This window comes from Volucribacter amazonae (assembly GCF_029783845.1).
Lineage (GTDB): Bacteria > Pseudomonadota > Gammaproteobacteria > Enterobacterales > Pasteurellaceae > Volucribacter > Volucribacter amazonae.
Genome location: NZ_LWID01000001.1, coordinates 1,377,676 through 1,391,607 on the forward strand (window position 1 = coordinate 1,377,676; position 13,932 = coordinate 1,391,607).

At 37.0% G+C, this 13,932-nt stretch carries 12 protein-coding genes and 2 pseudogenes; 13 read left to right on the forward strand and 1 reads right to left on the reverse strand.

The features are described from left to right. Positions 1–4 precede the first annotated feature (4 nt). The 13 genes and pseudogenes from A6A20_RS06625 (at position 5) to A6A20_RS06685 (ending at position 12,543) form a co-directional block, all read left to right on the forward strand. On the forward strand, positions 5–892 hold the full coding sequence (locus A6A20_RS06625; protein WP_279572702.1) for a carbohydrate ABC transporter permease: 888 nt from the start codon (positions 5–7) through the stop codon (positions 890–892). 3 nt (positions 893–895) lie between these two features. Then, positions 896–1,729 (forward strand): carbohydrate ABC transporter permease, encoded by an 834-nt coding sequence (locus tag A6A20_RS06630; RefSeq protein ID WP_279572703.1) that lies wholly within the window; start codon positions 896–898, stop codon positions 1,727–1,729. Positions 1,730–1,745: 16 nt separating this feature from the next. Further along, the gene (locus A6A20_RS06635; RefSeq protein WP_279572704.1) at positions 1,746–2,852 is read left to right on the forward strand and encodes a Gfo/Idh/MocA family protein; all 1,107 of its coding nucleotides are present in this window, start codon (positions 1,746–1,748) and stop codon (positions 2,850–2,852) included. A gap of 233 nt (positions 2,853–3,085) precedes the next feature. Next, positions 3,086–5,374 (forward strand): PTS trehalose transporter subunit IIBC, encoded by a 2,289-nt coding sequence (treB, locus tag A6A20_RS06640; protein ID WP_279572705.1) that lies wholly within the window; start codon positions 3,086–3,088, stop codon positions 5,372–5,374. Between the two features lie 48 nt (positions 5,375–5,422). Further along, positions 5,423–6,199, forward strand: coding sequence for an NAD(+) diphosphatase (gene nudC, locus A6A20_RS06645; RefSeq protein WP_279572706.1), 777 nt, complete (start codon positions 5,423–5,425; stop codon positions 6,197–6,199). A gap of 69 nt (positions 6,200–6,268) precedes the next feature. Then, positions 6,269–7,198 carry a hydroxymethylbilane synthase gene (gene hemC / locus A6A20_RS06650; protein ID WP_279572707.1) on the forward strand — a complete coding sequence of 310 codons (930 nt, stop codon included), beginning with the start codon at positions 6,269–6,271 and terminating at the stop codon, positions 7,196–7,198. 17 nt (positions 7,199–7,215) lie between these two features. Beyond that, a complete protein-coding gene (locus A6A20_RS06655; RefSeq protein WP_279572708.1) occupies positions 7,216–7,977 on the forward strand; it encodes a uroporphyrinogen-III synthase in 762 nt (253 codons plus the stop codon). Positions 7,978–8,042: 65 nt separating this feature from the next. Next, positions 8,043–9,557: a uroporphyrinogen-III C-methyltransferase gene (locus A6A20_RS06660; RefSeq protein WP_279572709.1), complete on the forward strand. Its 1,515-nt coding sequence runs from the start codon at positions 8,043–8,045 to the stop codon at positions 9,555–9,557. A gap of 13 nt (positions 9,558–9,570) precedes the next feature. After that, positions 9,571–10,827 carry a heme biosynthesis HemY N-terminal domain-containing protein gene (locus A6A20_RS06665; RefSeq protein ID WP_279572710.1) on the forward strand — a complete coding sequence of 419 codons (1,257 nt, stop codon included), beginning with the start codon at positions 9,571–9,573 and terminating at the stop codon, positions 10,825–10,827. Positions 10,828–11,007: 180 nt separating this feature from the next. Next, positions 11,008–11,178: pseudogene (locus A6A20_RS12760) on the forward strand (IS1/IS1595 family N-terminal zinc-binding domain-containing protein); the annotation flags it as partial. Between the two features lie 161 nt (positions 11,179–11,339). After that, a complete protein-coding gene (locus tag A6A20_RS06670; RefSeq protein ID WP_279571743.1) occupies positions 11,340–11,642 on the forward strand; it encodes an IS630 transposase-related protein in 303 nt (100 codons plus the stop codon). An 80-nt stretch (positions 11,643–11,722) separates the two neighbouring features. Continuing rightward, positions 11,723–12,178, forward strand: a pseudogene (locus A6A20_RS12700) (IS630 family transposase). Then, positions 12,178–12,543 (forward strand): transposase, encoded by a 366-nt coding sequence (locus A6A20_RS06685; RefSeq protein ID WP_279572711.1) that lies wholly within the window; start codon positions 12,178–12,180, stop codon positions 12,541–12,543. Before A6A20_RS12700 ends, A6A20_RS06685 begins: the two are co-directional and overlap by 1 nt. A gap of 439 nt (positions 12,544–12,982) precedes the next feature. On the opposite strand, the gene A6A20_RS06690 is transcribed toward A6A20_RS06685, so the two are convergent. Further along, positions 12,983–13,900, reverse strand: a complete 918-nt coding sequence (locus A6A20_RS06690; protein ID WP_279572712.1) for a mechanosensitive ion channel family protein — start codon at positions 13,898–13,900, stop codon at positions 12,983–12,985. Positions 13,901–13,932: the final 32 nt, after the last annotated feature.

The following is a 13,932-nucleotide window of genomic DNA, read 5'->3' on the forward strand; positions in this document are numbered from 1 at the left end:
GTTTATGTACTACCAAACACGTCATAATTATACTCGCTGGATATTTGTATTACCTGCATTATTAGTGGTATCAGTACTGTTTGTTTATCCTTTTTTATCCAGCATTTTTTATAGTTTTACCAATAAAAATTTAATTATGCCTCATTATAGTTTTGTGGGGCTAGCAAATTATAAAGCTGTTTTATCTGACCCTACTTTTTGGTTGTCTTTTGTTAATTCACTTAAATGGACGATTTTTTCTTTAATTGGGCAGGTTTTGGTAGGTTTTTTACTTGCACTTGCTTTAAATAGAGTCAGACATTTTCAGTGGTTATATAAAATACTTTTAATTGTTCCTTGGGCATTTCCAACAATTGTGATTGCCTTTTCTTGGCAATGGATTTTGAATGGTGTTTATGGTTATTTACCTAATATTCTTGTCCAATTAGGTTTTATGGATATTGCCCCCAATTTCCTTGCAGATCGTACATGGGCATTTATTTGCCTAGTGTTTATTAACATTTGGTTTGGCGCTCCTTTGATTATGGTTAATGTGCTATCTGCTTTACAAACTGTTCCCGCAGATCAATATGAAGCAGCAAAAATTGATGGTGCAAATATGTGGCAGATTTTCCGTTATATTACCTTGCCACATATTAAAGTCGTGGTGGGATTATTAGTGGTATTACGCACCATTTGGGTTTTCAATAATTTCGATATCATTTACTTAATTACCGGTGGTGGTCCAGCAGATGCAACGATGACTTTACCAATCTTTGCCTATGATATGGGGTGGGGAAGCAAGTTGCTTGGACGTTCTTCAGCAGTAACCGTATTACTGTTTATTTTCCTACTGTTAGTTTGTTTTATTTACTTCAAAATTATTAATCGTTGGGAAAAAGAAGGGAGATAGATTATGAAAAAGAAAATAACTTGGCTAGGCGATATTATTTCTCATTTATTCCTAAGCATAATGACGATTATTGCGGTCTTTCCCCTTGTATGGATTTTTATATCCTCAATAAAAGGTAAAGGAGAATTAACCAATGATCCAACACGTTTTTGGCCTAAGGTATTAACTTTTGAATATTTTGAACATGTCATTAATGACTTAAATTTCATTGTTAATATAAAAAATAGTTTAGTTATTTCTTTAATCACAACAGTAATAGCTATCACTATTTCGGCTATGGCAGCCTATGGTATTGTAAGATTTTTCCCTAAACTTGGCTCAATAATGTCTAAATTATTGGTCACTACTTATATTTTTCCCCCTATTCTTTTGGCAATACCTTATTCCATTGCGATGGCAAAAATAGGATTAACGAATACGATGACGGGATTAATTATTGTCTATTTATCCTTCAGTGTACCTTATGCGGTTTGGTTACTTGTTGGTTTTTTCCAAACGGTGCCTATTGAAATTGAAGAAGCTGCGAGAATTGATGGCGCGAATAAATTTACCGTATTCTTCAAAATTGTTTTGCCACTGGTTGCTCCGGGGATTGTAGCTACCGCAATTTATACTTTCATTAATGCTTGGAATGAATTCTTATATGCACTTATTTTGGTCAATGATACTAGCAAGATGACCGTTGCTGTTGCATTACGTTCATTGAATGGGGCTGAGATTTTAGATTGGGGCGATATGATGGCAGCCTCAGTATTAGTTGTCATTCCATCAGTTATCTTCTTCTGTTTTATCCAAAATAAAATAGCAAAAGGATTGGCAGAAGGTTCTGTAAAATAATCAAGAGGAAAACAATATGATTAAATATGGTGTTGTTGGCGTAGGCTATTTTGGTGCAGATCTTGCTCGCTTTATGAATGAAATTGATACTGCAACGATTAGTATGGTGTATGATCCTGATAACGGAGCAACGATTGCACAAGAATTAAATTGTGTGAATGCAACTTCGTTAGAACAGTTAGTGAGTAGTCCAGATGTAGATTGTGTGATTGTGGCAACGCCAAATTATCTACATAAAGAGCCCGTTATTCAAGCTGCTCGGCATAAAAAACACGTTTTTTGTGAGAAACCCATTGCATTGAGTTATGCTGACTGTGATGAAATGGTACGTGCTTGTGAAGAAAATGGTGTGGTATTTATGGCTGGGCATATTATGAATTTCTTTAATGGTGTACATCATGCTAAAGAATTAATTCAACAAGGTGTGATTGGTAAAGTGCTTTATTGCCATTCAGCTCGTAATGGCTGGGAAGATGAACAAGCAGAAATATCTTGGAAAAAAGTGCGGTCAAAATCGGGAGGACATTTATATCATCATATTCATGAACTGGATTGTGTGCAGTTTATTATGGGCGGTATGCCAAAAACAGTAACAATGACAGCGGGTAATGTAGCACATCAAAGTGAAAAATTTGGCGATGAAGATGATATGTTGTTCGTGAATTTAGAATTTGATGATAATCGTTTTGCCGTTTTAGAATGGGGATCCGCGTTCCGTTGGGGAGAACATTATTTGCTTATTCAAGGCGAAAAAGGGGCAATAAAATTGGATATGTATCATTGTGGCGGAACGTTACGTGTTAATGGGCAAGATAGTCATTTTTTGATCCATGAAAGCCAAGAAGAAGATGATGATCGTACACGCATTTATACCAGTACAGAAATGGACGGCGCAATTCAATACGGTAAACCGGGGAAACGTACGCCATTGTGGCTGAGTTCAATTATGCGGAAAGAAATGAAATATCTTAATGATATTTTACATGGTATGCCTGCCACCGAGGAGTTTAAAAAATTACTCACAGGAGAGGCAGCGAGAGCAGCTATTGCCACAGCTGATGCCTGCACTAAATCCCGTTATGAAAACCGTAAAGTTGAAGTTGCTGAAATTGTAAATGCATAAAGTTAAATTTTATTTATAGTCCTTTCAATTTAAACTAAGACAAGGTGGCACGCCGAAGACAGTACAAAGAGAATGGTGAGGCGTGTCTATTTTTAAATGGGACAACAATATTAAAAAGTGCGGTCAATTTACCGCATTTTTTATGGTTTGGTTTGTAATCAAATGCCCATTATTCACAATTCCCTCCTCTCTCGTTACAATAACAGACTAATTTTTTATTTAGGTAGGTAGTTATGGCTAAATATACAAATGATGCAAGATTGTTAGTGGATTATGTGGGGGGTATCGAGAATATTGCGGCAGTTACCCATTGTTTAACCCGAATGCGGTTTGTTTTACATAAAGCAAATTTAGTGGCAACGGATAAAATTGAAGATTTGGATTCTGTCAAAGGAACATTTACACGAGCTGGGCAATTTCAAATTATTATTGGGCCTGATGTGGCAGAGTTTTTTCAGGCTTTTGCACAATGTACCCATTTACCTAATGCAACGCCAGAAAAATTAAAAGAGGCAATTATTGCTAGTGAGCGTGAGCGTAAAAATGAAAAGTCTTTTTTACAACGGATTATTGGTATTTTAGGCGATATTTTTGCTCCAGTGATCCCTGCCCTTATTGTTGGTGGGATTACCTTAGGGTTGCAAAATTTAATTGGGGTAATTAAGTTTTTTGATGGTGGCAGTAAATCCTTAGCGGAAATATCGCTAATTTTTCATGGCTTAAATCAATTATTGGTGTTAATTGGTAATATTATTTTTCCTGCCTTACCTGTGTTTATCTGTTGGTCTATTTGTCGCCGAATGGGGGCATCACAGGTGTTGGGGATTGTGTTAGGACTTTCCCTTGTTTATTCAGGATTTATCCCTGTTAGTGATATAGCTAATATTCCTATTGATAAAGTGTCATCTTGGGATTTTGGTTATTTCAAAGTTTATAATTATTCCTATCAAGGGCAAGTGGTTGCCGCAATGTTAGCAGGCTTTGTCCTTGTGAGTTTGGAACGGTTTTTTCGTTCTATCACGCCAACCTTAATTGCGATGATTGTTGTGCCAGTGGCTTCATTAATTCCTGCTATTTTAATTGCTCAGGCAATTGCAGGACCAGTGGGCTTAGCCGTAGGAAATTGGTTAGCGGATATTATTTTGGCTGGTTTTGCCTCCGATTATAAAATCTTGGTGGCAGGGATTTTTGGCTTTGTGTTTGTTCCTGTACAGCTAACAGGTTTACATCAAATTGCCACAGCCATAGATTTAACTTTGGTATCAACTAAAGGCGGTACGCCCATTTGGCCATTATTAGCCTTATCAAGTATTTGTCAGGCATCAGCCATTTTAGCAATGACAATCCTACAACGTAAAAATGTGAAAGCCAGTCAAATCAATATTCCTGCTACCATTTCCTGTTATATTGCGGTTTCCGAACCTGCTATTTTTGGGGTCAATCTTAAATATGTGTTCCCTATGGTGGCAGGTATGATAGGAACCTCTATTGCTTGTATGATTTCCATTGGTGGCGGTGTTGAGGCATTAAGTATCGGTGTTGCTGGTATATTGGGGGTTATTTCTATTAAACCACAATTCTTACTCACATGGATTATCGCAGGGCTTATCGGTGCAGCCATTTCTTTTACTTTAACTTATCTTATTGGCTTAAAAAAATTAACCAGTTATGATTTAACAGGCATACAAAGTAAAAATAATGAAGAAGAATTAACGGAAAATGCCTCAGAGCCAAACGAAAATATGGATAAACAAGAAAATAATGATAATCCCCATAGCGAAAATGATGAAGAGGATATTGATATCGCCTCTATTTATGCGGAAGTTGAAGAAAACTTTTTAAAAGAGGAACAAAATTTACCGCCAGCGGAACATAAAATGACAGCACCTGCGGAACAATACTGCCAATATCCTTTCCTTTCTCCTGCAGCGGGTTGGGTCATTCCTTTGGGGGCAGTGAGAGATGAAGGATTTGCTGGCGGATATATGGGCGAAGGGTTTGCGATTATTCCAACAGAGCGTTTTGTTGTCGCGCCTTTTGATGCTGAAGTGATTGCAACATACCCAACTAAACACGCCTATACTTTACGGGGTAAAGACGGTGTAGAAGTGCTTATTCATATTGGACTGGATACGGTCATTCTTGATGGTAGAGGATTTGATTGTTTTGTTGAACAAGGCGATCAGGTAAAAGCGGGCGACAAACTTTGCCGAGTGGATTTTGACCTATTGAAAGAACATAATTTGTCCACTGTCATTGCGATAGTTTTCCCTAATAATGAACATATTTGGCTACAACCTGATTTACAACAGGTTACATTAGGACAAGCCAATATTCTTCAATTAGCTAAGCAAGATGAAGCAAAAGCACCGAAGAAAATTGAAATTATCACGAATAAGGAAGTGATTTTAGATAAACGTCGTCAACAAGAACAACATAAACGGCAAATGATTGATGAACGTGTAAAACAAAAAGTGCAAAAGGTACGAGAGCAAAAGCGTAGAGAGAAGCAAAATACATAAAAAAATAACCGCACTTTTTATGTTATGGTAAAAAATAGAGAGAATATTATGCAAAAAATTAATCCGCAAGACTGTGGTTTCTGGTTGCTGACCCAAGGTAGCCAATTACATTTGATTGATGGAAAATTGCCTTATGGCTATGCCAAAGAGTTTCAATTAGAGGGCTTACAAGCTATGGTAATTGGGGCATTGGAACAACAACCCCTTTGGTTGGTGGCGGAAGTGCCTGATTCTCAGCGGGCTTATTTTTCTTTGCGTGATCAACTTTATTTACCTGAGCGTACTTTCAATTTATTAAGTCGTGGCATAGAGTTAAATTACTTTTTTCATACGCATCAATTTTGTGGTAAATGTGGGCATAAAACTTTATTAGCACAAGATGAATGGGCTGTGGAATGTGAACAATGTCATTTTCGTACTTATCCTGTGATTTGCCCGTCTATTATTGTAGCGGTTCGGCGAGGAAAAGAGATTTTATTGGCTTGTCATCAACGTCATAAAGAAAGCCAAATGTATACTACCTTAGCAGGATTTGTGGAAGTGGGAGAGTCTTTTGAGCAAGCAGTAGAGCGGGAAATTTTTGAGGAAACCAATATAAAAGTAAAAAATATCCGTTATGTAGCAAGCCAGCCTTGGGCTTTTCCTAATTCGCAAATGGTGGGATTTTTAGCGGATTATGCGGAGGGGGAAATAAAAATTCAGCCTGAGGAAATTTATGATGCTGCTTGGTTTTCGGTGGATCAGCCTTTGCCAATATTGCCTCCACAAGGCACAATTGCTCGTAAATTAATTGAGCAAACCTTACAGTTATGTCAGCAGGAATGAATATTCAACTGACTTTTTGCTTTAACAATGATAGGATAGGGTCAATTATTTGACATAAAATTATAGGCTATGACTGATAAAAATACCCTAAGAATTGCCACAAGACAAAGTTTATTAGCATTATGGCAAGCCAATTATGTAAAACAACGTTTACAACAATATTATCCCGAATTAAATGTTGAACTTGTGCCAATGGTTACCAAGGGTGACGTGATTTTGGATTCTCCCTTAGCAAAGATTGGTGGAAAAGGGTTATTTGTCAAAGAGTTAGAAAGTGCTTTATTAGAATATCGTGCGGATATTGCAGTACACTCAATGAAAGATGTACCCATGGCTTTTCCTGAAGGATTAATGCTCGCAGTTATTTGCCCTCGAGAAGATCCTCGCGATGTATTTGTGTCTAATCATTATGCTAATTTGGCGGCATTGCCAACGGGTTCTGTGGTGGGAACGTCAAGTTTACGCCGTCAATGCCAGTTAAAAGCCTTACGCCCTGATTTGGTAATTCGTTCTTTACGGGGCAATGTGGGGACAAGGTTGAATAAATTAGATAATGGCGATTATGATGCCATTATTTTGGCTTCCGCAGGGTTAATCCGTTTGGGAGAAGCGGAACGTATTACGGATTTTCTTGATATACAAACCTGTTTACCTGCGGTCGGGCAGGGGGCGGTAGGGATTGAGTGTCGAGCAGATGATTATCAAGTGCAAGCCTTATTAGCCCCTTTAGCCGATCCTACAACCAGTTATTGCGTGCAGGCAGAACGGGCAATGAATCAGCGTTTACAAGGTGGTTGCCAAGTGCCGATTGCAGGTTACGCAGTATTACAGAATGAACAACTTTATTTGCAAGCCCTAGTGGGAGCGGAAGATGGTAGCCAAATTATTCGTGCCTCAGCCACAAGTGCGGTGCAATTTGCGGAAAATTTGGGTATACGCGTGGCTGAAGATCTCTTGCAACAAGGGGCGGATAAATTATTAACAGCGTTGTATCAGTAATTTATGGGGTATAGATAATGGGCGTATTGGTAACACGTCCTGCCCAACAAGGGGCGATTTTAGTTGATATGCTCAATAAAGCGGGTATTGCTTCATTGCATTTTCCTGTTTTTGATATTCAAGCCTGTGAGCAATTAAATACTTTACCCCATAAATTGGCACAGATGAATAGCAATGATTATGTTGTTATGGTGTCAAGAAATGCAGTAGATTATGCTTATCAAACTTTGCTTTCTACGGGATTTACATGGCGTGCGGATTTGCAATATTTTTCTGTTGGGCAAAGTAGTGCGGAGAGGTTTTGTGAATTAACAGGATTACCCATAACCTACCCTTATGCTCAACAAAATAGTGAAGGATTGTTAGCACTGACAGCGATGCAAACAGAGTATCTTGCCGAGAGACAAATTTTATTATTGCGTGGGAATGAGGGGCGCCCCCTTTTTCCAGAGCAAATTCAGCAACGTGGAGCAACATTAGACATTGTGCAATGTTATCAGCGTCAAGCAATACCTTATATAGGTGCTGAGCAAGTCAGTATATGGAAACGAGCGGGAATTAATACATTGGTGGTAACCAGTGGCGAAATTTTACGTTATTTACTAAAATTTGTTCCCCTTGAGCAGCATCATTGGTTAAAACATTGTAGATTTATTACGATCAGTCAACGTATTGCATTACTTGCACGTCAACAAGGTTGGCAACATATTTTTGTTTCAGAGCGACCGAATAATAGGGCATTGTTTTCTACCCTTGTGGCAATGAAAAATAATATATAGTCGTTCCACTTTAAAATAAATGAAATAATAGCATGGTAATTCAAGAGCAAATAAGTGAGTAGCCTATGACAACAGATAAAAAAGACCTTGCACAACAAAATTCCTCTGTTCCAAATAAAGAACAAGGAAAGGAAGAAAATAACAAGGCAAAAAAGGTGGATAATGCGAAATCATCAGAGGTAACGCCAAGGGTGGCGACCTCTAATAATATGAGTTCAACACAATCCGTAAGCCAAACTTCAACGCATAAAAAAGGAAATGATGTGGAAAAGAATACACCAAAAAATAATGTAAAAACTGACCGCACTTTGGATAATCAACAAGCGGTATCAAGCCATTCTTCAAGCAAGAAAGGTGGAACTGGCTTGGCATTACTTGCGATTTTAATTGCTTTAGGTGTTGGGGCTGGCGGTTATTATGTGGGACAGCAACAGGTGGCAAGCCTTGAGCAAAAAATTGCTGACCTAGCATCATCACAACCACAAGTGGTTGAAGCACAACAAGATGATCGATTAACGCAACAATTACAGCAATTAAACCAAGATTATCAAACTTTAAATAATAAACTCACTGAATTTGCACAACGTCAATCGGGAGAGCAACAATCCTTTGAAACCTTGCAAGAGCAAGTGAATAAAATCAATAATGTGATTAAAGCTGAACCTAGCGATTGGCTTTTATCTGAAGCGGATTTCTTATTAAATAATGCGTTGCGTAAATTGGTTTTAGATGGCGATGTGGATACTGCTATTGCTTTATTACAAGTGGCTTCTCAAAGTCTTGAGCAAGTTTCTGACGCACGTATTGTTAGTGTACGAAAAGCCTTGAATGATGATTTAAAACAATTATTAGCCGTTAATAATATTGACCAAAATGCCATTATGCAACGTTTGTCTATGTTAGCGAATAACATTGATGAATTGGAAATTTTAAATGTGAATTTTGGTGATAATACAGATAATGTGCAATTATCCGATTCAATGCTGGATTGGAAAGAAAATGTGAAAAAAAGTGCGGTGTCTTTTTTAAATCATTTTATTCGCATTACGCCAAAATCACAAAATGATAAAGCATTGCTTGCCCCAAATCAGGATATTTATTTGCGTGAGAATATCCGTTTACGTTTACAAATTGCGATTTTAGCTGTACCTCGTCAGCAAAATGAATTATATAAACAATCCCTTGAGGCGGTGGCGGCTTGGGTAAGAAGTTATTTTAATACCAATACTGAGGCGGCAAAAGATTTCTTACAACAAGTGGATAATTTAATGGAGCAATCCATTTATGTTGATGTACCGACAAAATTAAGTAGTCTTACCTTGCTTGATGAATTGTTGCATCGTCAAGGGCAAAGTTTGCAACGCATTGAAATTCGTGCGGATAAAGCCTTAACTGAGGATAGCGATCAACAAGCGGATAAACTGATTTTAGAGGAACAAGCTGAGCAAAATGCTTTGGCTGAACAAGAGGATAATTCATCACAGAATACCGCAACAGAGGAAATCCAATCTCAGCCAGCAGAAACAGAAAAAAGTGCAGAGCCAGTTACTTCTGTGAATGATAGCCAAACGGCAGAATAAGGGAGGATAAGTAATGTTACGCGTTTTATTTCTAATGCTTATCCTGTTAGCAGGATTAATTGCAGGACCTTATTTAGCGGGGAAACAGGGCTATGTATTAATTGAAGCCGTCAGTTACACTATTGAAATGAGTATCACTACTCTGGTGATTTTCTTTGTCTTGAGCTTGGCGATCATCTATGGTTTGGAATGGATTATTACGCGCTTTTGTCGCTTAAGTTCTGGCACTTATAGTTGGTTCTCACGCCGTAAACGCCAAAAAGCTCAACGCCAAACCTTAGAGGGATTAATGCGTATGGACGAGGGCGATTATGCCAAGGCGGAAAAATTAATTGGTAAAAATGCCAAACATTCAGCAGAACCGATTTTAAATTTTGTGAAAGCCGCAGAGGCTGCACAGCAAAAAGGCGATGAGTTTGCGGCAAACGAGTATTTAAGACAAGCAACGGAACTAGCTGGTTCTGATAACCTTATGCTAGAAATTGCACGCACACGTATTATGTTAATGCAACATAAGTTACCTGCCGCTCGTAGTGCAGTAGATAGCTTGTTAGAAATGTCGCCTAAAAATGCAGAAGTATTAAAATTGGCAGTGGAGATTTATTTAAAATCTTCTGCTTATCAAGCATTAGACAATATTTTACCAAGGGTAGAACGTAGCAATTTATATACAGGGCAGGCTTTTGAACAGCTAGAGCAACAGGTTATTGATGGTTTGCTTAATGAAAAATTAAATGAAGAAGGACAAGAGGGCTTACTCACATGGTGGGAGCATCAATCACGTCAACGTCGTCATAATCCTTATGCAAAATTAGCTTTAATTACCAGTTTAATTGCTTGTAATGATCATCAATCCGCTTATCAATTTAGCTTAGAATTAGCTAAAAAATTGAATGATGACAGTGCAGAAATGCCATTATTGTTACAACAAATTAGCCAATTACAACCAACGGAAAGTGGAAAACTTATTAAGCTATTAGAAAAACGGCTTAAACAAACAAGCAATAGTCAGCGAGTTTGTCAATATCAGCGTGCTTTAGCCTATCTTTATGCTCGAGCAGGTTTGCTTGAAAAATCAGCTAACGCCTTTAAGGCAATGTTAGAGCAACAAGGTTGTTCATTAAGTGAAGATATTACCATGGCAACTTATGTTTTTGAGCAAGTCAAAGATAATGAAGCTATTCAACGTTTAAATGCACAAAATCTAAAAAGTTTGATGCCACTTGAGCAAACCAGCGAGAATACAACGGCTTTGCTTGCTAAGAAATAGCTTTTATACAAAATGAAATTGTTTTAAACCCGATTTTTAATCGGGTTTATTTTTTAGTATTATAAAATCGTTCCGCAAATTGGTGTAATGGACAAAATGGCCACTAAAAAGTGGCTTGAAGCCTTATAGTATAAGGCTTTAACTCACTTTTTTGAAAAATGAACAAAAAATTGCCCATTCTGTTTAAATAAACAGATAAAAAAACATGGTATTAGAAACCATATTCAACGCTATAAATGTAATCATTGTAATAAGACCTTTACCTTTCAAAACAAATTAAATCCCACCGAAATTTGGTTTTATTATTCTCAAGGAAAACAAACGTATAAAGAGCTTGCCATTAAATACTAATGTTCTGTTAAAACAATTCAAAGATATATCGATAAAGCCCCGAAAAACGCCTTAAATTTACCCTCATCAACTTATTTAAATATTATTATGGATACCACTTTCTTTAAGCGAGATTTTGGTGTATTATAGTAAAATCTAATTAAATACGCTACAATATTCACATGGCATACTCAAAAGACTACCGACAAATGATATTAGCCAAACTCAAAGGTGGCGCAAGCTTTCGAGAATTGGCACAAGAGTTTCAGCTCAGTACTAACACCATCCAGAGATGGAAGAAAAACCCTGAACGAAAGAAACGTATTGTTAAACCTTATAAGATTGATAACGAGCTCCTCAAAGCCGATGTTGAAGCTTATCCCGATGATTATCAATGGCAGCGAGCACAGCGTTTAGGTTGTAGCCAAAACGCCATTTGTACGGCTTTAAAAAGGCTCGGAATAACACGTAAAAAAAGACGTTAGCGCATTCTCAAGCAAATACTGAAAAACGAAAGTCTTTTCTTAATGCGCTAAAAGCATTTAAAAAAGCGGGAAGAAAAATCATTTATTTAGATGAGAGCGGCTTTAAAATGCATGACAACAGACCGCATGGGTATGCTCAAAGAGGTAAGCCTTGTCTTAGCCAATCCAACTGGCAACTTAAAAACCAGAGCAATGCCATCGGTGCTGTGCTTAATCAACAGCTGTTTGCTGTGGGGTTGTATGATTGCAGTATTAATAGCGATGTTTTTCATGGTTGGGTCCAGCAGTGATTACTTCCGCAACTTCCTGATAACAGTGTTATTGTGATGGATAATGCCGCTTTTCATAAAGGTTCAGACACAAAAGCATTAATAGAAGCCGCGGGGCACACCATTCTCTGGCTCCCACCTTACAGTCCTGACCTTAATCCAATTGAACGTACTTGGGCTTGGATAAAGCAAAAACGTAAAGAATGTCGGTTAAATTGCATAGACCGTCTATTCTTTTATTTTATGTGGTTTTGTGGCGATTTTTAATGGGTTTTACTATAGTGCTAATGGATAGCCTGACAGAAAAAGTGATTTATCATCAAATTGTAAAAACAGAAAAGGATATTTATTATCAACTAGCTTTAAATAAATTAAGAGAAAAAGGCTATATTATTCAATCAATTACCTGCGATGGTTGTCGTGGATTATTAAAAGAGATATTCAATACACCTATTCAAATGTACCATTTTCATCTTGTGGCAATGGTGATGAGAAAATTAAGAAAAAAACATAAATCTCAGGTTGGAAAGGAATTAAAAATCATTGTGAAAACGTTAAAAGAAAGCCTAAAACATAATTTTTTTCGTCGTTTGCATTATTGGTATTTAAAACATCAAAATTATTTTAATTAACGCTCAGATAAATGCAATGAAAAAGGTTATTTTCCTTATAAACATAAAGGATTAAGAGGGGCATTAGCGAGTATTAAATATTATGAAAAATATTTATTTACCTTTGAAAAGTATGCGGAATTAAATATTGAAAAAACAACAAATCGGTTAGAATGTTTATTTAGTGAACTTAAGCGAAAATTAACTAATCATAATGGATTAAGCAGAAAACGTAAGATTATGTTTATAAAGGGCTTTTTGAATAAAAAGAGTTGCTAACAATTCGAGAAAATTATTATTAGCAACTATTTTGTCCATTACACCTTATTTTTTTGATCCAACTTCACAAATGTATAGTGGTTTCAATTTAAAATAAGACAAGGTATACCAACGCTGTATTATTTTAAAGAGAAACGATTATACTTCAAAAACGCACCGCACTTTTGCCTATTTTCCCCTGTTAATCTTTATTTGATTTATTATTTACCGTAATTTCATCAGGGAAATGAATATCCACTTGATCATAAGGAATGGCAATATTGGCTCTGTCAAACTCTAATTTGACTTGTTCAGTAATATTATAATAAACACTCCAATAATCGCCCGTTTTTACCCAAGGGCGGACAAATAATTGTACGCTACTAGAGGCTAATGCACCAACAGCAATGAGAGGTTCTGGCGTGGTTAAAATACGCTCATCTTGCTTCAAACAACGGGCAATAATGGCTTTTGCTTCGGCAATATCCGCTTCATAAGCAATATCAAAAATCATATCAATACGGCGAGTCATATTTTTAGAATAATTGGTAATTTTATCCGCAAATATTTTGCCATTTGGCACGAGAACCGATTTGTTATCGCCAGAGCGTAACTCTAACATCAATAAGCCAATTTGACGCACTGTACCTGCTGCTCCGCCTGCCTCAATATAATCGCCTTTACCAAAGGGTTTAAACAGGAAAATCATCACACCAGCGGCAAAGTTTTGCAGTGAATTTTGTAAGGCTAAACCCACCGCTAATCCAGCCGCACCAATTAAAGCCACAAGGGACGCAGTATTAATCCCAAGCTGGGATAATGCAGCAATAATAGTAATTAATAAAAAGAGAAAATAGGAAATGGAAACCACAAAACCTTGCAACATTTCATCTCGGGTAGAACGAAAAGCAATTCGCCCCATAACTTTGCTTAACCAACGTGCAATCATTTTGCCCACAAAGTAAATGACAAAAGCAAGCAGGATTTTTGTGCCATAAGGAATAACATAATCAAAAATTAAGCTATTCATATCAAGGTTTTTTAACATATGCCAAAAGGCTTTGGTTTCAGCTTGAATATCCAAGTTTTGTAGTTGTTCTGTACTAGTTTCGTTGCTCATTATGATCTTCTTAATGTTATTGAATAAATATA